Origin of the sequence: Pseudoalteromonas sp., assembly GCF_036960685.1 — a bacterium.
Lineage (GTDB): Bacteria > Pseudomonadota > Gammaproteobacteria > Enterobacterales > Alteromonadaceae > Pseudoalteromonas.
The window spans coordinates 96,897-117,776 of record NZ_JBALXK010000004.1; the positions used below are offsets into that span (position 1 = coordinate 96,897).

At 38.6% G+C, this 20,880-nt stretch carries 22 protein-coding genes; 3 read left to right on the forward strand and 19 right to left on the reverse strand.

Going from position 1 to position 20,880, the window contains the following annotated elements:
* The first annotated feature begins 11 nt into the window (after positions 1-11).
* Both V7783_RS05455 and V7783_RS05460 read left to right on the forward strand, forming a co-directional pair.
* Positions 12-647, forward strand: coding sequence for a hypothetical protein (locus V7783_RS05455; protein ID WP_335677851.1), 636 nt, complete (start codon positions 12-14; stop codon positions 645-647).
* The gene (locus V7783_RS05460) at positions 637-1,722 is read left to right on the forward strand and encodes a rhomboid family intramembrane serine protease (protein ID WP_335677852.1); all 1,086 of its coding nucleotides are present in this window, start codon (positions 637-639) and stop codon (positions 1,720-1,722) included. Before V7783_RS05455 ends, V7783_RS05460 begins: the two co-directional genes overlap by 11 nt.
* A gap of 40 nt (positions 1,723-1,762) precedes the next feature.
* Here V7783_RS05460 and V7783_RS05465 read toward each other — a convergent pair whose 3' ends face one another.
* Positions 1,763-2,959, reverse strand: a complete 1,197-nt coding sequence (locus V7783_RS05465) for an iron-containing alcohol dehydrogenase (RefSeq protein WP_335677853.1) — start codon at positions 2,957-2,959, stop codon at positions 1,763-1,765.
* Between the two features lie 44 nt (positions 2,960-3,003).
* Positions 3,004-3,363 carry a DUF1294 domain-containing protein gene (locus tag V7783_RS05470; protein WP_335677854.1) on the reverse strand — a complete coding sequence of 120 codons (360 nt, stop codon included), beginning with the start codon at positions 3,361-3,363 and terminating at the stop codon, positions 3,004-3,006.
* Between the two features lie 51 nt (positions 3,364-3,414).
* Here V7783_RS05470 and V7783_RS05475 point away from each other — a divergent pair, with 51 nt between their 5' ends.
* Positions 3,415-3,942, forward strand: a complete 528-nt coding sequence (locus V7783_RS05475) for a hypothetical protein (RefSeq protein WP_335677855.1) — start codon at positions 3,415-3,417, stop codon at positions 3,940-3,942.
* A 96-nt stretch (positions 3,943-4,038) separates the two neighbouring features.
* Here V7783_RS05475 and V7783_RS05480 read toward each other — a convergent pair whose 3' ends face one another.
* From V7783_RS05480 to V7783_RS05560, 17 genes are all read right to left on the reverse strand, one after another.
* Positions 4,039-5,205 (reverse strand): lipase family protein, encoded by a 1,167-nt coding sequence (locus V7783_RS05480; protein ID WP_301562876.1) that lies wholly within the window; start codon positions 5,203-5,205, stop codon positions 4,039-4,041.
* A gap of 29 nt (positions 5,206-5,234) precedes the next feature.
* Positions 5,235-5,750 carry a DUF6795 domain-containing protein gene (locus V7783_RS05485; RefSeq protein ID WP_335677856.1) on the reverse strand — a complete coding sequence of 172 codons (516 nt, stop codon included), beginning with the start codon at positions 5,748-5,750 and terminating at the stop codon, positions 5,235-5,237.
* A 187-nt stretch (positions 5,751-5,937) separates the two neighbouring features.
* Positions 5,938-6,684 carry a hypothetical protein gene (locus tag V7783_RS05490; RefSeq protein ID WP_335677857.1) on the reverse strand — a complete coding sequence of 249 codons (747 nt, stop codon included), beginning with the start codon at positions 6,682-6,684 and terminating at the stop codon, positions 5,938-5,940.
* A gap of 65 nt (positions 6,685-6,749) precedes the next feature.
* Complete coding sequence (locus V7783_RS05495; protein WP_335677858.1) at positions 6,750-7,016, reverse strand: hypothetical protein; 267 nt, start codon at positions 7,014-7,016, stop codon at positions 6,750-6,752.
* 31 nt (positions 7,017-7,047) lie between these two features.
* Positions 7,048-7,668 carry a hypothetical protein gene (locus V7783_RS05500; RefSeq protein WP_335677859.1) on the reverse strand — a complete coding sequence of 207 codons (621 nt, stop codon included), beginning with the start codon at positions 7,666-7,668 and terminating at the stop codon, positions 7,048-7,050.
* Between the two features lie 38 nt (positions 7,669-7,706).
* Entirely contained in the window at positions 7,707-8,294 is a 588-nt protein-coding gene (locus tag V7783_RS05505) for a hypothetical protein (protein ID WP_335677860.1), read from the reverse strand.
* Complete coding sequence (locus V7783_RS05510) at positions 8,288-9,061, reverse strand: ChaN family lipoprotein (RefSeq protein WP_335677861.1); 774 nt, start codon at positions 9,059-9,061, stop codon at positions 8,288-8,290. The genes V7783_RS05505 and V7783_RS05510 overlap by 7 nt, the downstream gene beginning before the upstream one ends.
* Before the next feature lie 47 nt (positions 9,062-9,108).
* The gene (locus tag V7783_RS05515; protein WP_335677862.1) at positions 9,109-9,567 is read right to left on the reverse strand and encodes a hypothetical protein; all 459 of its coding nucleotides are present in this window, start codon (positions 9,565-9,567) and stop codon (positions 9,109-9,111) included.
* Positions 9,554-9,988 (reverse strand): hypothetical protein, encoded by a 435-nt coding sequence (locus V7783_RS05520; protein ID WP_335677863.1) that lies wholly within the window; start codon positions 9,986-9,988, stop codon positions 9,554-9,556. The genes V7783_RS05515 and V7783_RS05520 overlap by 14 nt, the downstream gene beginning before the upstream one ends.
* The gene (locus V7783_RS05525; protein WP_335677864.1) at positions 9,975-10,865 is read right to left on the reverse strand and encodes an N-acetylmuramidase domain-containing protein; all 891 of its coding nucleotides are present in this window, start codon (positions 10,863-10,865) and stop codon (positions 9,975-9,977) included. Before V7783_RS05525 ends, V7783_RS05520 begins: the two co-directional genes overlap by 14 nt.
* Before the next feature lie 204 nt (positions 10,866-11,069).
* The gene (locus V7783_RS05530; protein ID WP_076918752.1) at positions 11,070-11,540 is read right to left on the reverse strand and encodes a hypothetical protein; all 471 of its coding nucleotides are present in this window, start codon (positions 11,538-11,540) and stop codon (positions 11,070-11,072) included.
* 13 nt (positions 11,541-11,553) lie between these two features.
* Positions 11,554-16,377: an RHS repeat-associated core domain-containing protein gene (locus tag V7783_RS05535; RefSeq protein WP_335677865.1), complete on the reverse strand. Its 4,824-nt coding sequence runs from the start codon at positions 16,375-16,377 to the stop codon at positions 11,554-11,556.
* A complete protein-coding gene (locus V7783_RS05540; protein ID WP_335677866.1) occupies positions 16,367-17,227 on the reverse strand; it encodes a hypothetical protein in 861 nt (286 codons plus the stop codon). Before V7783_RS05540 ends, V7783_RS05535 begins: the two co-directional genes overlap by 11 nt.
* Positions 17,224-18,252 (reverse strand): hypothetical protein, encoded by a 1,029-nt coding sequence (locus V7783_RS05545; RefSeq protein ID WP_335677867.1) that lies wholly within the window; start codon positions 18,250-18,252, stop codon positions 17,224-17,226. The genes V7783_RS05540 and V7783_RS05545 overlap by 4 nt, the downstream gene beginning before the upstream one ends.
* A gap of 2 nt (positions 18,253-18,254) precedes the next feature.
* The gene (locus V7783_RS05550; protein WP_064664604.1) at positions 18,255-18,545 is read right to left on the reverse strand and encodes a PAAR domain-containing protein; all 291 of its coding nucleotides are present in this window, start codon (positions 18,543-18,545) and stop codon (positions 18,255-18,257) included.
* A 60-nt stretch (positions 18,546-18,605) separates the two neighbouring features.
* Positions 18,606-18,962 (reverse strand): hypothetical protein, encoded by a 357-nt coding sequence (locus tag V7783_RS05555; protein ID WP_064664605.1) that lies wholly within the window; start codon positions 18,960-18,962, stop codon positions 18,606-18,608.
* Between the two features lie 7 nt (positions 18,963-18,969).
* The gene (locus tag V7783_RS05560; RefSeq protein ID WP_335677868.1) at positions 18,970-20,871 is read right to left on the reverse strand and encodes a type VI secretion system Vgr family protein; all 1,902 of its coding nucleotides are present in this window, start codon (positions 20,869-20,871) and stop codon (positions 18,970-18,972) included.
* Positions 20,872-20,880 lie beyond the last annotated feature (9 nt).

A 20,880-nucleotide genomic window follows, 5' to 3' on the forward strand; every position in this document is an offset into this window, starting at 1 on the left:
GGAGATATCAATTGGAACCGATCCAACCAGCGCATCAAACGACAAGTAAAACAGCAAAACCAAACTTAACCCAAGCATTAAAAACCGTTGATAATAAAGAACTAAAAAGCACTAGCTTTTGGCTGAACCAAGTGTTTTTAGTACTTTCAACAATCTTTGGGGTTTATTTAGCTGCACAAAGTGGTCTTGAACAGGCCCTTAAATTTGATACCTACAATAAAATGGAAGACAACTTCTATTTACGCACTTCTTTATATGATGAAGTAAAGGACAATGCAGCTAATGTAAGAATATACGCAGCTCGATTAGCAAAAAGCCCACCGAGCTCAGAAATGGAGTATCACAAACCCACTCTTGAAAAGTATATTTGGCAAACGATGCAGTACTCGCCAACCACTCTTGAGACGCCAAGTATGTTTTTAACACAAACTCGCCGGTTTTATAGCCGTGCTGAGTTTGTAATTGAAGCAGCGTTAGAGCGTAAAATGTCTGCGCGCCAAGCATCAATAGAATTAAATAAAATTGTCGATATTATTGAACAACAAACACTACCACAATTAAAATCTAGTGCTTTAAATTTACAACAAGAATTAAAACAAAACGATATTATTATCGGCTCATTAAAGGAGGCTGATAATGCCCACTAAACGCTGCCCGCACTGCAAAAATCACCCTTTGGATGTTACTCAATATCAGGGGGAGGAAATAGATATCTGCCGTGAGTGTGGTGGTTTATGGTTTGAAAAAAATGAAGTAAACCGCATGATTGCTGAGATCAACGAAGGGCCAATTGGTGAAAAATACGAAACTCATTTTGGTGAAGCATTAGGTATTTCAAAGCTTGACTGCCCTGATTGTAGTAAGAATCTTGAGCGCTACCATCTGTTAGAAGATTTTCATACTGAGATTGATGTATGCCGCCACTGCGATGGTAGTTGGATTGAAAAAGACCAGTTAGAAAGTGTAGAGAATAGCCCTTCGCTCAAAGCGAGTCTCGATAAACTAAATAAAAGCATTAGTTGGAAAACTTATTTATTTCAGTTTTTAACGCAAATGCCCGTTGAATATAATCTAAAGCCAAAACAAACACCTTGGATCACGCGTAGTTTAATCGCTTTAAACGTAATTATTTTTGCACTGTACTTTTTTAACGCAGGTACGTTCGCAATGACACTTGATTTATTTGCCATGAATCCAAGTAAATTATCGCAAGGCGAACACCTTTGGACGGTTGTAACGTGTGTATTTTTACATGGTTCGATAATGCATTTAGTTGGCAATATGTACTTTTTATATATTATCGGCGACAACCTTGAGGATGTGCTTGGTCATAAACTATTTTTGTTTTGGTACCTGGTATGTGGATTAGCTGCCTCTTTTGCAAGTTTTATTGTTCACCCAAGCTCCACTATCCCAAGCGTTGGTGCCAGTGGCGCGATAGCTGGGTTGTTTGGCATGTACTTAATGTGGTTTAGGCATGCGAGCCTTACCTTTATGTTTATAATTTATCAAAAGAAACTATCAGCAGTGTGGTTCTTTGTTATTTGGTTAGCAATCAACATTTTTGGCATGTTTGCAGCGCCCGACGGTGTTGATTATGGGGCTCATATTGGAGGTTTTATCGCAGGTTTGTTAATTGGCTTCGTACTTAAATCAAAAATAACTGACCATAACCCTATTCTTAAATTACTAAACCAGCCCGAAGCACAAATAAAACGCTAATTATAGTGATAACCTTCCAATCGATGATTGGTAGGTTGCTTTATTTATCAGTGGTGACTTTGCTAATAATCTCTTGGCACTGCGCTTCGTTCATAAACTTTGGTACAGGGTAATTCCAGTTCGCTTCAGCTATAGCTGACTTTGCTAATAAAGGAATATCAGTACGTTTAACTTCTTCTAAATTACGTGGAATAGCCAAGTCAGTGAGTAACTGCTCGAGTGTAGCTAAAAACATAGCAGCTTTCTCGGCGGGTGATTGCTCTAAGCAGGTTAACTGACAATAATCAGCAATCTCCGCTAATTTATTATCTATCGTACTACCATAAAAGCGCAAAACAGACATTAAGACCACGCTATTAGCTAAGCCATGTGGCGTGCCATAATATGCGCCAAACTGATGGGCAATGGCATGAACATAACCAACCGATGCACGAGTGAATGCTTGACCCGCATAAAATGAAGCCAATAGCATGTTTTCACGCGCGGTTAAATCATCACCATTTTTATATGCGATGAGTAAATTTTTTAAAATAAGATCAATAGCCATCAATGAGCGCTCATCACTAAATGCCAAACCATTGATACCCACATAGGCTTCAATTGCATGCGTAAGCGCATCAATACCTGTAGCTGCAGTTATATGTGCGGGCACTGATTGAGTAAGCTCAGGGATCAATACTGCATCACTTGGTACTAAAGTAAAATCGGTTGCTGCATATTTTTGCTGCGCATTAGAGTCATTCACTACTGCTGCTACCGTTGTCTCTGAACCAGTTCCTGCGGTTGTTGGGATAGCGCACAAAGTTGGAAGTTTTTTAATAACTTTAAACAAGCCCTTAAGTTGAGCCACTGACTTATTTGGTTGAACTGACCGAGCAGCAATTAACTTAGCGCAATCAAGCACTGAGCCTCCACCTATCGCGATAATGCAGTCACATTGATACTCTCGATAAAGTAATAACCCGTCTTCAACATTGCTGACTGTAGGGTTCGCATTTACATCACTAAATAACTGCCAAGGGATTTGCTGTTCATCGAGGTGAATAAGAATAGGCTCAATCACCTTTAAATTTTTTAACGTGTTATCGGTTACAACAAAAATAGGCCTAACGGGTTTAAGCAATAGCAGCCATTGTTTAAACCCCGCAATGCCTTGATATAAAACTGGATTTGGAATACCAATAAAGATAACGATGCACTTTAAAATAAAATGATAACCACGATAGAGAATACGCATAAGCCAAAGGGTATGATTTCTATGTCAGTTGATAATGCACGAAACTAGATAAATTGCCAATAATAGATACAAGCTAACACGCTGCAATTAATCAAAATGGTTAACCAAAGCACAGCAATAAATGACCGTTTTTGTGATTTATGTCTTAGCCATTGCTGGGCAATAAGCGCTCCTGGCCAACCACATAATAAGGCTAAAATATGCAAGCTACGCTGCGGTACTCTGATCGGCTGGTCTGTTGATTCTATCGCTAAACGTTTATCCCATTTATACACCAAAAAAGTAATACTACTCATAATGCCGTAAATACTCGCTACAAAATAAGGCCAATAGCCAAGCAGCCCGCCACTCAGTAAGACAGCTAAAAAACTACCAGAAAATAACAACAATGTTTTTTTAATCAATGAACTCTCGCCTATACTACAATAAAACAACACCAAAAATAGGCTGCAATTATGTCATATCTAAAAACACTTTTACTAACCTTTTGCTTGTTCTGCGCAGGCGTTATCCACGCCCAATCGACTGATTTGGCGCCAGAGCTGGAAGTATTTAAACCTTACCTTGGCACATGGCAAGCTGACTTTGATGTGGGTGATAACAAACCAAAGATTCAAGATGTAGGCCGCTGGGAACGCGCGCTCAATGGTAAAGCGATTCGAACTGCTCACTCTATCAATGAAGGAGAATACGGCGGTGAATCAATGATTTTTTGGGACAGCAAAAAGCAATCATTGGTATTTTATTACTTCACCACGGCAGGTTTTTATACGCAGGGCACCATGAACGTATTGAGTCCGACTCAGTTTGTAGCGTACGAAACAGTAACAGGTTCTAAAGAAGGGATCACAAAAGTAAAATCAACCAGTGATTTTAAAGATGGCCAATTTGTAGTATCGACTTCTTATTTAAAAAAAGGTGAATGGACAAAACCTGAAAAACGCATTTACACTCGCAGTAACAAACAGGTTATTTTTAAATAAAAATCAGCAGTTAAGATATGCAGAGCGCTATAACTTGGATTAACTGTTAGGCGTGTTAACAAGGGCTGCTTTTAACTAAACAGCCCTTTTGAAGAATCAATCTAGGCCATTTAAACCTGCTTTTGCCGCATTGTATAAAGCACCTAATGTTGAATCGAATACCGATTTAATAAAGCTGAAAGTTAACTCTACTGCCTTGCTAATAACTTTACCAGCAAACACTAACATATGGCCCAATAGCCCTAATGTTTGCGATGCAAAAGACGCTGAGGCTTTGGCTATTTTATCAAGCGTTCGCGCTAACATATCGTAAAACGTTAAACCGGTACCAATTGCAGCCTGCGCTGCTACAGCACTATAATATCCGGCATCTTTTAATAACGTTACTAGCGCAGCACCTAACTTATCAGCCCAATGCGAATTGAATGAAGCTTGGTTTCTGTCTTCAAAATTTAACCGTACTGGGGTACTTAAAAAATGATTAGCACGAACGGTTAAATTTCCCCAATCATTACTGTTGGCGGTATTAACGTAGCCAGGTGTGCCACTTAGCTTGTGCGCAGCTCCTTTAAGCCCCTGACCACTATCAAGCCGAATTTCTTGGCCATTATATGGCGCATGTGAAAATGGCCATAACGGTACTTTTGTAACTGGATCAGCTCCATGTGTACAACGGTATATTTTATCAATTCTTGAAGTGGCAGCTCGAGAGAAATTATCAAGACCGACTCTTGGCGAACCAAATGTGTAAAGTTTTACCGGTAAAGAGTATTCCGCTTTGATCCAGTCCGCTGAAAGAGTCGCCAGCGCACCACCTAAACTGTGACCAACAATGTGTACACAGCCGGTCATTTTATCTCTTATATTTGCAGCAACGAACTCTTGTAGTGCAGGCTTCATACTGTAAAAGGTTTTATTAAATCCAGCATGAACCATACTGCCATTACTGCCACCGCTTAAACCAAAGTTACCATCGGTCAAACCATCTCGAAGCGAAGCTGTACCACGTATGGTGATCACTGAATCCCCTTGATAGGCTCCTTGACCATGACCTAATAAACCAAAGCCTGTACTTAAACCAAACAAGTGAGAGAAAAACCCACCCGAGATCCCCTGCACAGCTTCAGGATTGACCCCAAAATTAAAATTTCCACGTAAAGCTGGATGCAAAGAGTTGTTTAGCAAGGTTGTACTTTTAATACTTTTTGCTTTGTAGGCAAGTAATGCCATTTGTACAGCTTGAGTAGGTGTTAAAGTATTCATAAAATTCCCTTTAAATGAGTTGGTAAAAGTTAAATTTTACATGCGCCATAGATAGTAAAAAAGTGCTCTTTCGCTTCGGCAATTGGTATATCAGATGTTTGCGGCTTATCTGCAATATCACACGTGAGATCTGCAAGTAAGTTGGTTAAGGTATCGCTACCTTCATGCATAGATACTGTTACATACCAAAGTACAATGCCTTCTGGAGTGCCATTTTCTAAATAGATGTGCTGAATCAACGATTCATTATCAAACATATTGGAAGGTTTAGCTGTTTTAATGGTCTTTTGAGTAAAAGCAAAATAACCATTCTCATCCGTAGTTGCTTCATCTACATATTCATCACCATAAGTGAGTGAACGAACAACTTTAGTATTAGCAACGCCCTGCCCACCATTCAATAACCGCCCTTTTACAGGAGCTGATAAAACAAATTCTTGTTTATTAAAGAAACCAAACATATCTGCCAAAGCCTGTGTTGAAGTAAATAAAATAACTGTAATAGATACAATCACTAATGAATAAACTTTTAAACGAGATAACAAAGTATATCCCTCCTAAATAAATACCTATATGTACACTTTTTATATTGCTCTTAAATCCCGCTTTAGGCTCTAAATCGATAACAATTAAACTTAATAGTGTTGCCGCTTAACTAAAATACAGTCTAATTAGGGACAGTATTAACTGCAAGCATAAAGAGCAAAAAACAATCAAAAATAAAGCTAATTACTAAAATAAAACTTCATAAACAAGTTTACAAATAATGCTAAACCCAAGCCCCATCATCAATAAATAGCCATATAAAATAGCAATAGCGCCGCCCGAAGCATCGCCAATTTTATCTATTTCAATACACGCAGAGCAAAATATGAAAAAGATAAAAAAGTTAGCAATTAACCCCAAAATATAAGCTTCTCCAAATAGTGGTGAAATACCCACTAATACAGCGCTGATTATGATGAGGATACCCGATAGTGCTTCTTTTAATGAGAACTTATATTCGACAATTTTTAGTACTAAGGTCACTACCATTAATGCTAAAAAATACAAGGAAGGCCAAAATTTTTCATAATAAGAAACCGCAGATTCAGGAGCCTCTACACCATTAGCGCCTTGAATAGGGGAGTCAAAAAATAAACCTATAAGCCAATACCCTATACCAAACATAAATAACCAAACAAAAACAAACATCCCAATGCGTTGCACTTCTAAACGACGTTTAGCTTTAGGCTCTACAATTTTTGCTAATATAAGCCCAAAAAAACTCACACATGCTAACAACCCAAACGCGTACCAAAATTGCTCCATATAAAAATAAGCAAAGCTAGGGGTCATAACTAAAAATGCGAGGTTAAACAGGTCACTATTTGGATTGCAGGTGTTTTCATTTAAGTCTATTTCATCTGTAAATAAAGCAACATAAACAAATAACGGCTGTAAAAACAGCATTAAAATACAGGTATTTATAAGGGTCATTAATCATCCTTGATTAGTTGTTTCAGTGCTCTCTGCCAATCTCAGAGTTTAAATAATAAAAACGGTTAACAATTTATCTTTTGAAAGTAGGTTTTAAGCTTTAATAACCCAGACTCAAGCTCAAACTTTTGTATTTTAGGATTTTTAAACTTAAAGCCATTTGAAATGTGAGTATTAATCATCGTCGCCATGCCCTCAAAGCCAGCAGGGGCACTTGCGACTAAATCGCTTAGTAAGGGCTGTATAAGCGGTTGATGTTCCTCAATTAAGGCTGGATCCTCGTAAATATCGTATACAAGGTTGGTCAGTGTTTGTTGGTGTTGTTGTTCCATAGTTATTTCTATAGCGCCTTAAGTTTGGCGTTTATAGCTCCTTTTTGTATTTGTTTTTATTCAATGATTTATTTTCAATCAAAATTTCTTTTTTAGCTAACTCTAACAAATCAACAGCTCGTTCTTTATCATAAGCTAAAGGGCTGTGGTCAATAACATATTGTGCATGCTCATTTACTGCAAGCCAATTCTGCTGCGATTTATATAAGTTTGCCAACTTAAAGTGCGCAGCAGCAACTAACGAATTTGGCAATTCTGCATCTAATGCTAAAAATTCTTTGTAAAGGGAAATAGCATAATTAATATCTTGCTCCACAAACATACCACTGCCATATAACCAAGCTAAAGTTGAATAAGCTTTTGGCTCTTTTGCCGCAACCCGCTTTTTGGCTTCCTTTAATAATCGAGTTCCATCGCCAGTGTGAAGGCTTAGTGTAACCAGTGCCTTCCAGTATCCCATTTCATAAGCTTTTTCACACCACTCTTCGAGATACTCAGGCGCGTTAATTAAGCTTTTATGGCACTGCTCTGCGGCAGCTAATACAGTCAAATCTGGAGCATTTATATCTATTGAATTATCCCATCGAGGGCCAGCGGCATTACTAATTAAGCTAAAAGTAAACAGTGCACTAATTAATAAATACTTTGTCACATGACTTCCAAGTGAAAAGCTATATACGCGTGAAAAACTCACAAATTACTTTCTTTCAAAGATGTTTCGGCCTCATCTCGCCACCTCTGTCCAAGCTCCCTAAGACCCTCTCTTTTTGCATTATTAATTACATATTGAGTATGAGTTATTACTTCATCCCACATACCCAGTTTTCTATAAATTGTGGCTAACTCAAAATGTGTAGACGTTTTAAGTGTAATTGCTTGATTATTTTCTTGAGCTAAATAAAGCTTGTATAAGCGTGTAGCTTCACTTAAATCCTTTTTAACTAAACGGCCGCTTTGGTATAACCAAGCTAATGTGTTAATAGCATTAGCTTCACCTTGTTCAATTCGAGTATTTAATTCATTCAAATAACGAGAACCATCCCCAGTATACATACCAATATAATACAAGGACTCTAAGTAACCCATTTCGTAAGCTTTTTCACACCATTCTTCTAATTTGTTAGGTGCATGCATAAAGCTTTTTTCGCATTGCTTAGCTGCAATTTCAACGGTTAAGTTCGGATCATTAATATCGATATTCGGAAACATGGATGCTTTAGTATCCATAGAGGTAAAAAAACTAATTGCTAACGCAACTATCACTAGTACTTTTACCATTGGAATGATCCATCATTATTAATACGTTTTTCTGGGAGGTGAACTTGAAATGATTTAACCGTACTTTCATACGGAAAGCCTTCTTTGTAGAAGTATTGTTCTTTCAAGGCCTCTTGTTGGCTAGACATACCCTTGCACGGCCTGTCGCTGTAACAAGATAAGCCACCAATAAAATCAATAAAACGAACATTTTGAATACCGTGCTCTTTAATTAAAGAATCAATACCTATTTGATACTTTAAATTCTTAACTGCGTGCCATCGACTCATAAAAGCAACAATTTTATTCTGCTTAGATCTCTTGAGGATTGTAGCTAAATTGTAAGCCCAAAGATCGTTTCTAAACGTATGCGCATCAAAACATTCCCCAGTCACAGCTTTTGTCGATGGGCATACACTATCCATTATTTCCATCGTTTCGACAGAAACATCCAATGCAACAATCTTCATTCCTACATCGCGTGCCGCCTTTACCAGCTCACCATAAGCTTGAGGAGTCAAATGACCATGTGTCCAATATTTATCAAAATATTGCTGTATAACGTTAAAACCTTTGCCTGTTCGTTGATAAAACTCTATTTTTTCCTGCATCGAGCGCGGCAGCATTTCCATGGCAAAATGTGTAAAACCCGCAGCCTTCAACTGCCTAATAGCTTTTATAGCCTCATATTTATAGCCAGCAGCACTATGGCTCGATTCGCCTAACATGACTAAACGCGCATTGCCCGCCATTGTTCTATAATTAACATCCATGTTTATTTTATTCATTACATTTCCATATTAGTTTATTTAAATTTAATAATTACTGCACAGTGCTATTCGCACCAACCTACGTTAGTACTTACTTTTTCCACATTACTTTTATTTTCAGTTAGCCATGCATCAATAACTAACGAAGGTTTAAATTCAGAGCCAGTGCCTGGCCAATAATATGTTCCATTTTCATCTAAACAAAGTGCTACATAAATTGATGCAGAGTTAAAAACAATATCTTCACCTTGCTCCACAAACATCTCATAGCTTAGCCTTTTATGAGATTTACCTTTGTATGTTGCTAGCACTTCAGCTGAGTAAACGTGCTTTTCAGATTCATCCTCCTCACGAAAAATTTCAACATTTGTGATTTTGACTTTAGCCAAATAATCAGCACTACTAACTACTTTTTTAAAAACCCTTAGCTCTAATAAGTCAATATGTTGAGCCTTTGTACAAAGACTAAGGCTCAATAAAACAATAAACGTAATCAGCGTTTTGAATTGGCTAAAAATCTTCAATAGAAGCTAATTTACTCATAGCGGTACTGTCACAAACCCAGTATTTTTTTGTGTCTTTCTTTTGTAGTGTGACTGTTTTTTCCTTTGTTACTGCATCAAACTCCTCGCTATAGTAATCACTCACTATAACTTCAATTCCATCATCACTAAAAGTCAAGCTATGCTCAGTAACTAAAGAGCGATGATAGCTCGATTTTTTTACAGTTTTAAGGTCCATTAAATCAATAGCTGTGGTCGCATTTATAGTGAATTTATCTAAGTGAAGTTTATTACCTACTTTACTAACAACCAGCTCAATGGGTGTAGGCTCATCAGTATTACATTTAAATATAACTTGCGAACTACTTTGAGCTGCATTGCATGACGCAATAAAGCACAAGGGAATAGCCAAAATAAACTTTGCGACGTTACTTTTTATCATACTTTTCAAATGCCTTCTGTAGTTTAATATCATACTTATTTTGTGCATACTGCGCGCCATTATAACCTTTAGCGAATGCAGCCCAATTTAATGTCAATAAATACTTATCTAACCCTTTACTCTTTACAAAACTAACAAACGCATCAAGCTGCTTTCTTTCAGAGTTAAACATTGCTTTCACAAACTGTTCAACACTTGCAAAACCAGACGCACTGTAGTTAAATCCCATGATTTGAAAACGCCCCCAAGAAGCTGCTTTTAAGGCCTCAACAACGTTCAATTCCATTGCTTTTTCGAGCCTTGCATATTCCTGAGCTCCTCCAGTATATAAACTACGGTTCCAGCTTCTACTAGAGATAGATGGATGACTTGTATCATAAATATGATTTGTCAGACGAGAGAAAATATGAGCTTCAAACAGAATCTTCGACTTGCCATTTGAGAAAAATGCGTCACCTGATGACTCAACTTCAGCGACTGCTTTTATAGCTGCAACTTTACAACCAAGCTCCTTGGCAATATCTTGATAATCCGACTCTGATAACTTTTGAACATCTGTACAGGCAATTGGTAGCTTAAAGTTATTTTTAACTACCATGGCTATAAGCTTTTCATTAATTTTTTTATGAGTGCGGCCATTTGGATCTATTTTCCCATCGGGGCGTACCATGTTTAATACTTTGCTTTGAAATAACTTTATAGCGGCTACGGTTTTAGAGTTTTCAGGGCGAGGGTTTAAGCGGCCATCCACAATTAAAGCCTGTGTAGGCGGGATAAGTTTTAGTAATTTATTCAACGCGGTTTGTACAGTTTTTACATCAGTTAAACTGTTAGTACCACCCAATCCAACAGATTGAGTTATTCTTATTGATGACATTTTTAAATCCTTTTTAATATTATTTTTTTACGTGATTGAGTATCTCTAGCATCCACTCATCAAAGCCATTTCATATTTTATTGATAAGACAAGGCCTGACTCCACTAGTTTTCTTTTGGCTTAAAATTACAAGTTCAGATTTAACTAATTTACAAAAACATTCACTCCAATTATTGCATTTTAAATCACTTTAAAATTAATGACCTACAATAAAATCTCTCTAAAAAATTTTAAAAGATGTAATTTAACTACATCATCAGTTATCTGGATAGATTGTGGCCTAGATGAGAGGATATATGAGCTTCTGGCTTTATTTCTAATATTAAAGCCTCCTTTTTCATAGGTGCCTGCATTTGAGCTACGACTAATTAGAATTTCTTCATTTTTAAAGACTTTGGAAACCGCGTGTTGATTTTTTGGTAAACCACCATCTGTTGGTTTTTTCCAGAAGCCGTTGACAATAGTATTTTCAAGCCATTCAACAGCATCGATTGGAATTTCAATTTGATTTTCTAATATATCAAGCTTATTTATCGAGTAAATATAGATAATTATATGCTCTTTACTTAAATACAGATCAAAAAAGTCATTGCCACTTTTATTTTGTGGTATCAACTTCACATGCTTATATTTAAGTCTTTCTTTTTCTGTGTTTACTAAACTAAACTGTTTCATATTAATCCGGTAACTAGCTATGTTTTAATGGTATTTCTAATATTTTTTTCTGTGCTATCAACTCTTTCACTGACACTGGGCTATGCTGAATCTCAAGAGTTTCAAGTGCACCAGGTTTACCTTGTTTCGACTTCATTTCAGTTAAACCATCCCCTGTGAAGACTTCCCAAGCACCGATCTCAGATAAGATCACCTGCCTAGTTAAAAACTCATCTGCTTGACCAGAATCTGAGAAGTGCTCAACAGCAAAGGCTTGAGCTCTATCCTCTTTAAAACTTTCAGTCCAATGTAATCCCCTATCGGAAAGATGTGTATTGAAGTCAGACCAATGCTTTCTAAATTTCTCAGAATATTCCGGCGTCATAACTTTATCAACTAGATGTGGATCTAGTTCACCTGCGAACTCAATTTTTAACTTTTCTTTTATATTTGAAAAAGTAGGTACAAAAACATCAGAACCATTCTGTTCGTGATCTTCTCCTCTGTCTATAACATATAAAACATAATCTTGGTTGGGATCATAATTGGTGCCAAACACATCAGCAATTATTTTAGGATCACTATCAGCATATTCTATTTGATCAAAAGTACTCATCCAGAGAGGATGGCGGCCTGAAGACTCTCGTAAATGACCAACAGGCCCTTCATTCAATTCAGGTATAATTACTTCCTTAGTTTCATTATTTTTAGGAGCTGTGGAAAACCTAACAACGAACCTATCCGTTGGAGGTTGCCCCGATGATGCCATTGAACGCAATTCATCATCTGAGTATTTAGGAACATAACCGCCATTATCATCAATTCTCTGTTTCGCCAGCTCTAACTTATCAAGAACATCTGCTAAAGAACTAGGACCCTCTATAGAATACTCAGGCTTGGCATCATTTACTTTTTTAATAAGCTTATGAGAGCTATCTTCTATTAAACTATTTTTAATTTCTTTTGGAGTTAATTGCCCGTCATAAGCAGCTTGTAATAACTGCTCTGAAAGTTCAGGTGTAATACCCCCTAATTGAGTACTGTTATTCAACGCCTCTTTCAGTGAGACTTCACCTTCTTTACACATCAACCCAAACGGATCTACCCAATTAACTGGATTAGGCGCATATTGATAATGATTTATGCCACCCACTAGCCCTATTGGATCTTGGTTTATGAAGCGTTGTTGTTTGGGGCTGTAGTAGCGGTAGCGGTTGTAGTGTAAGCCACTTTCCTCGTCTAAATATTGCCCTTGAAAACGAATTGGCTGAGTAAAGGTGTTTGTATTGCTTATCTCTGATTCTTCATAACCATACACATCGGCTTGGTTTTCCCATACCACTTCTGCTTTGTTGTTGGTGACAAAACGTGGAGTATTCAGTTGGTCTAAGTGGTAGTAGTACACCTCACCTTGTTTAATCAGTGCGACTGGCTGAAATTGATTTGGCAGGTTAATATACCAAGTATATTCACCGTGTTGGTATTCACCAATTAAATGGTCGTTATCCCAAATGTAGTCAATTTTACCCTGCTCGGTGTGCTTGGCGATACGACGACCGAGTGGGTCGTAGTCGTATTGAGTAAGCGTGCCGTTGTTGTTAAAGCAACTTAACTGGTTAAATGCGTTGTATTCACGGCGGGTTTTTATGCCTTTGCCAGTTTCGCGTATTTGGTTACCAAATTCGTCGTAGTAAAAGTCGCTGTCGCCAAAGTGGGTTAAACGGTCAGCTTCTGTGGCACTGCTTATCACCCCATTGCCTTCATTTAGGTCACTTGCAGCAGTTGCTACACTTGAATCGCTATACTCACTATGGCTTACATTAATTTTGCTTTCTGACTGACTGCTTTCAACCTTATTGATGGCATCGCTATCATCATTTGGCTGAGTAGTTTGCTGCTCGGCCAGTTCGTTATTTTGAACCGTCGACTGGCAAACTGGGTTACCAAAACTATCCCACTGGTATTGCGTGGTCGTATCAACCTCAGAACTTGCTAGATTTTGCTGAATTAACTGGCCAAGGCTGTTGTACTCAAAATTGATATTATGGCTACTAACACCTCCCTCTTTACGCGCAATCAACTGATTTACGCTGTCGTAATTGTACGTGCAGGTATCAAATAGCGCTTGTGCAGGATGGGTTAACTGTTGCTGTGTTAAGCGGTTAAATACGTCAAATTGGTGGGTAAGAGTTACATCATTACCAAACTTTTGCGTTTGAATATTGCCTTGGCTGTCGTAGCTAAGCTGTGCAAGTTCAACAGCCGTGCTGTTGGCTTGGAGTAAGTGAATAGCACTTAGCTGACCAAATTTATTGTAGCTGTATTTAAGCGTACTTGAATCTGGCAAGGTCAATGATTGCCTTCTGCCGTATTCATCGTAACTGTATTTTAGGGTATGCGCTTGTTGCTGATTATGTACTTGCTCAGCACGCAGTAACCGCCCGCCTTTATCAAACTGCTGCTTTAATGTTGATTGTGCATTATGCGCACGGGTAATTTTACCTTGCAGGTTATAACTGTAGTAATTGGCGTTATTAACGATGTGCGTATCGGTTGCCAAACTTGCATGCTGTGCAGTCACGCGGCCTAATTTATCACGCTCTATTTTTACATGGCGTTTATCACTTTGTGTTACCGACGTTAAGCGGTTACAGGCATCGTATTTATAACGCTGCAATGTGCCATCAAATCCAATAACTTGCGTTGGGTTTTCGTTGGCGTCGTAACTAATACGATATACATGACCGTCGCTGCGCTCAATGGCAGTTAAGTTACGCTCTTTATCATAGGTTAAATGCAGCGCACTGCCATCGGGCTGAATAACACAATGGGGCTGGCTCAGCCCTTCAAAGTGTTGCTCGGTGGTGTCACCGTTACTGTCTTGCGAGCTAATCAACCGCCCAGCTTCATCATAACTAAAATGCTGATGCTGCTTGTGTTCAGGGTCTTTTTCGTCAAAGGCGATGGTTTGCGTTAGTTGCCCGTGGTCGTTGTATTTATACTGAGTAAGCAGCCCGGCGTTATTTATTGTCGCATTTACACGGCCCAACTTATCATAGCTGTAGCGAACAAGTTCATCATTGTGATGTTTGGCAAGTAATTCTCCTTGCTCATTCCACACAAACTTGGTTATTTGCCCTGTTACATCTACGTGCTGAGTTAATTGCCCTAATTTGTCGTGGCTATAAAGTGCAGTGCGGCCGTCACCAAAGGTTTCGCTTTGCAGCAAGCCTGCAACGCTGTACTTGCGTGCTATTGTTTGGCCGTCAGGTAACGTGGTTAATACTCGTTGGCCTAATTGGTTATACGCAAAATGAGTTTGGCTGCCATCAGGCTGAGTTATTGATTCCAATTGGCCATAAGCCGTATAACTGAATTTTACTTGGCTGTTATCAGGCTTTATTTCCGCTATTTTTTGCCCTTGAGCATTGTATGAGTACTGCCATACATTGCCATTCGGGTCGGTGCGTTTAACTAATTTACCTTGTGCATTATGGACAAAATGCTCTTTATTCCCATGAGAATCTATACAGGTTGTTTCACCTATCTCAGGGTTATATTCAAACTCATAGGTGTAGGTGTTGTTATCACCCCACTGTTTTATGCATTTAGCGCTTGGAGAATAACTATCCCATTCAAAATGATGACTAAACCCACTGGCTCGAGTCCGTTTCGTTAATAAATTAGCGGCGTTATAAGTGTAACGTTCAACCTCATTTTGTTGATTTGTAGCGTGTATAAGGTTGTTGTTTTCATCATATTCATAACTTGCTAGTAGTGGTGATAGCAATTGCTGTTTGTTGTTTTCATTTGTGTGGTAAGGCGCTATTTTGCTTAACAAGCCTTGCTGGTTATAACTAAGTATACAACCACGCGCTTTGTTTACTTCAATACGATAAAGGCGCTCTTTCGAATCATAGTAAAACTGAATGCTTTGACCTTTTTCGTTGATTATCTTTTCCAGCAACCAAGAATTCTCACCTGCTTTAAAGGTTAAATGCTGATCATCAGGTGTAACCAACACTTGCTTACCATTGGTTTGGTAATGCAACGCAAGGTTACTGCTTAGTTGGTAGCTGGATTGTCCAGGTTTTACTTTTTCAAAGCGGTGCTTAGCGCCGTGCTCATCTTGGTACTCTAACCAGTAGGTGCCTTTTTGTTTTGGCCCAACGATCGGTGGCGGTAAATAATGCTCCGTTAAATTGACCATAAAGTCATGGCGCCAACCATTACCCATAGTGCTGCATATATCAGCGTGCGATGAGCGATATAAACGTCGCCAAATTAATTGTTTACTGCCTGCAAGTGTAAAATCGATTAACGGAAGAATTTCTTCTCCAGATAACATTGATACAGGATCTGAGCGGCATTCTTGTTGATCGATGGGCGTTTCACTGGCAGCTGTGCTGCTGGCAGCACCGGTTTTGTTTACAGGGGCCTGTGTAGCACTTTTACCTGACGCTTTAGTAGCCCCATTTTTGCCTGACTTTTTATTTGCCTTACCAGAGCCGTTTGCGCTACCACTGTTTGTATTATCGCTAACCTGAAGCGCTGATTTTGCTTTTTGATGATAACAGTTCACACTGCCAGCAATTAATGCCTGGCTAAGTACACTGGCAGACTCTCGTGCAGATGCACTGCGTGGACAGTGAACGCCCACACTATTTAACAAGTTTATAAGATCCAGTCGCTTTGCTACATCAGCACTTAATGTACCGCCAATTTGGGCTATTTGCGCTTTTGCACTATCTTGGGTATTAGCAACAACACTAAAGTAACCCGGTGGTGCTGATCCTTTCCCAGCAACAAAACAAACAGGGTAACTTGCTCCTTGTAAAACAACGATATTACTTTGCATTGTTGTGTACTTCCTCACTTATCCATAAGTATGATGCCGCGGCTTGATATTTTGCTTGCTCTTGCGAAATCACCAACGCATGCGTATAGCGTTCAACAATTGCGGGGCTTGTGGTCAATTGATATAAATTGACAATTCCTTCTAAGGCACCCATTTTTCCTAATTTATAGTTAGGTAATTCATAATGTGTATGTTCATTTATTACTTGGTCAAGTAACTGTAAACTGTTTAACCACACGTCACTTTCAGGCTCAATGCCATTTCCTGGGGCAAAAATAAGCTCTATCGTGGGTTGCGCAGTTTGTGCTATTTTTTCAAGTATGCTTGGTAACTGATCATGTTTAGCAAAATCAATTGAAGGCGCTAAATGATGACTTGTTTGCATCCACCCTGTGTTTTTAGCTTTAACCACAGCGAGAATTCCGGCCACACCTTGATAGCTATACTCTCCCTGCTTATTTACTTTAAACGTTGCATCTAGTGCTATTACGTTTACTTTTTGCCAAGCATTTTTTCGCGCTAATGCTAATAATGCAGTCGCGCCAGCTGCACCATAAAATAATGTGTGGCTTACATGTTCAGGATAAAGCTGTTTCAAACTATTTGTTAAAAGTTGCTTAAGTTCATCTTGATAAGCAAGCGCAGGTAATAACCAGACTAATGGCGCTTGTGGGTCTTTAAGCTTTGCAAATAATTCTTTGGATTTTATTATGCAATCATACAAACACGCATCCCAAGATTGCCAACGGGAGTGCTCATTAACAGACCTAGTTTCACCGTATAATAACTCATCGATATCATGTTCATGCAAACTCGAAAACGATTCTATCGCAATGTTAAAAGCTTTCATGCCGATACTCCTGCATTTAACTTTTTAGCAGTCAGATGCTGATAGTAGCGGTATAAATTAAACACCGCTTGGCTATAGCAATCCATTGCTGAGATTTCTATTGCATTAAGCTTGGCGGTTACAGTATTCCCTGCAACTAATCGCAATGAGGCTAGCTGCTCCTCATGCTTTGGCCAGTTGAGCTGTAGCTGCTGTTTAAAATCCGCACATGCTTGTTGCTCTCCTTGCCAAGCGCTTATTTGCGTTTCAAAATCAACGAGCAAATCAAGCTTATCGCCTAACATTCTTCTCATTAGGGCAATTAAGCTACTCGGATTTTCTACTTTACTGAGCGATGTATTGACCAGTGGCAGCAATTTAACAAAGCCACTTTGTAACAATACCTGCAATACATCCACTGTCGGTAAGTTTCGACTGGCATGGTTGCCGATCGCATTAACCTGATCCCAGGATAACGACAATAAAAAAAGTGACATTAACGGGGAGTTAACGAGCTCACTTTGGCACAAAAAATTAAAACCAGTGACAACGTCGTTTAAATCCGTTTGAGCATCGACAAAGACTGTCAATTCACTTTCGACAAGGGCTTGAATTGCTGGATTTTTACTTGTCGAAAAAGCAAAATATAAGGTTTGTAAGTCAATTAACGTGATTAAATTAGAACTATGCTGCTGTAATAACACTTTACGGATAATCAGCTTGGCAACACTTTGTAAGCTAGTCTCCTTAAGCAAATTATTAATAAAAATAAGATTAATATTTTGCGGCAAGTTAGCCATGATCTCGATACATGCTTGTGAAATTGTATCTGGGCTTATATCGTCATTCAATAACGAGACTAGTTGCTCTAATTTTGGCTGAATGAATTGTTGCTCGACTTGCTTTTTCTTAGCCGTAAGCCAACATGACTCTAATAGCCTATTTTGCAGTGTTTTAACATAACCTACAGAAGTAAACGGGCAGCGCTGGGCATTACTAATTTTTATAAGCTGCGCTTGATGATCACTTAAATAGATAGATAACAAAATCAGCCACCGATCAATACAGTAGGGTTACCAATAACAATTTTTCCACCATGTGAACTATCATCGCCCATTCTAGCCGCTGGCTTACCATTAATTTTAACGCTTCCTGATCCAGATTTAATACTATCCGGAGGGCCAATACATACCAACATATCGCCTTTACGCGCAGCCGGCATACCACCAATTAATACGTTACCAGAGCCTGCAACCACTGGGCCTCCAACATGAGGAACGGTTCCCGTGGTTTTTGGGCAAACATGCATGTGACCAATTGTAGCGGCGGGCTTACCCATTATGACTCCTTGTCTTATTAATATTTATGCAACAGCATTATTCACATTTACAGGACTGTATTATTCATATAGAGGAATAATTAGCAGCTTACTTTGTGCAGTTAAAAAAGATAACAGCTCGATTAATTCAGCTTGACTATAATCATTAAGTGAAACTGAACTTTGCATCACATACTGATAAAGAACAGACACTATATCTGCGCTATTTAAAGCTGGGTGTAAATTAATAAAAAACTGCTTAGCATAATAACCATTCAATGCTTTCAAATGGCTTAACGCAGGATTAAGTAGTGGATCATCTGGCCTATTTATCGGTAAACAAATTAAATGAGGAAGGCCATAACGGCAATATACAACATATCCATTATTGTTTATCCCGCTTCTAACCCCAGATTTAAAGCCGTTTATAATTTCCATATCTGCACTAATTCAACTTAATCATGCCAGCAGACAATGTAATTGCACTACCATCAACTTTAATATTGCTGCCTTTAATATCGATATTAGTACCTTCAATTGTAATATTTCCGCTGCTGCTCATTTTTATTTGCGCAGAGCCCGTTTTTATTACAATTTCATCACCCGCTTCAATATTTAATGTTTTACCAACTTTAACCGTATCGTTATCGCCAATCTCACTAACACGATTAGTTTTTACATTTAGAGTATCGTTATTGCCAACGTCGACGGTACGGTCATTGCCGATTAGGACTTTATTATCATTACCGATTTCGACATTATGGTCGTTATCAGTTTTATCATTTTGGTCATTTTTAACATATAGCTGTTTATCTTTTTCCGCCTGGATATAAACTAGCTCACTGCCCTTTTTGTCTTCAAAACGCAGTTCGTTAAAGTTATCTGCTCCACCCTCTTTGGTCGAACGTGTTTTAATACCACTTTGTGTTTTTTCAGCTGGCAGCGCATAAGGAGGCATTAAATCAGCATTATAAATGGCACCACTTATAATTGGCTGATCAGGGTCGCCATTTATAAAATCAACTAAAACTTCTTGCCCTACTCGAGGGAAGAAAAATGCGCCCCATTTTTTGCCTGCCCAGTTTTGGGCAACACGGATCCAGCATGAACTTTTAGAGTCTTTTTTACCTTCACGGTCCCAATCAAATTGCACTTTTACACGACCATACTGGTCAATCATGATTTCATCAGCGCTGTCGCCGGTGACAATTGCTGTTTGCACCCCATTAATTACAGGCTTTTTCTTATTAATTTGTGCTCTGTATGGAATTTCTTTTGGTACACATTCAAAGTGGTTTGAATATACTTCTTCTGCACCAGCTTGCTGTGCGCCGGACTGATTAGGCACAGTGATCGATGTCATCATCGAGGTAATAACAAATGTTTTACCTTCTAATCTCGGATCTTCGTGCTTTTTAAAACTAAATAATTTACCAACAGTAAAAGAGCGACAATCACTTCGGCCACTTGATAACTTCATGTCGCGTTGTAGCGACTCTAATTGTACTGAGGCTAAATTTGCAGCTCTCGGATGACACTCTGCTTCACCTGTATATTCGAATACTTCAGAGACTGATTGTGTTGGTAACTCAGGATTAGCTTGCTCACCATCAGGGTATCGTGATGGTTGTTTAAAATCATAACCAACACGCTTAAAGCTGCCAGGTGCTAAACTCAAACCACCTTGCCAACGCGAAATATGTGACGTACTTAGGTGGCCTGTTGAATACTCAACTTTACTTTCATCGCACACTTCATAAGCGGTAATATCATCAGCTAATACAAGAGTATGGGCACTATTACTATGCTCGAAAAAATAAAAAATACCTTCTTGCTGCAGCAAGCGCTGAATAAAATCAAAATCAGACTCTTGATACTGAACACAGTATTCATATTTTGGATAAGTTTTGCTGGTTTTATCTGAAAAGGCGACATTATGCTGACCAAATAAATCAGCAAAAATATCTTTAACTGTTTTCTTTTGATATATACGACTATTCTTACGATTTCGCATTGACGCAGCAAATGGAACAATCGTAGCCTGATAATCGATATAGTTTTTTTGTTCGTCAATGTCGGCTGTACGGCTGCCGTTCGACACAAGATGACTAACAATCCCGTGGTAATAACGCTCACCCCCACCCTCAGCATTTCTTACTTTAATAGATACAGGTTTACCCACTAAGTCTTCGTGAGCTATCTGCTTGCCAACTGTGTACATGTTAGCAGACATTACAAATAGGTCAGACATTGCTTCTTGGGCAACAAAGCGAGTTAAATAAAGGGCGTCTTTACCAGCAGGGGTGCTAATTTGAATTACGTTCTTATCTTGTGTAGCTTTTTGCATTCCTTGCTT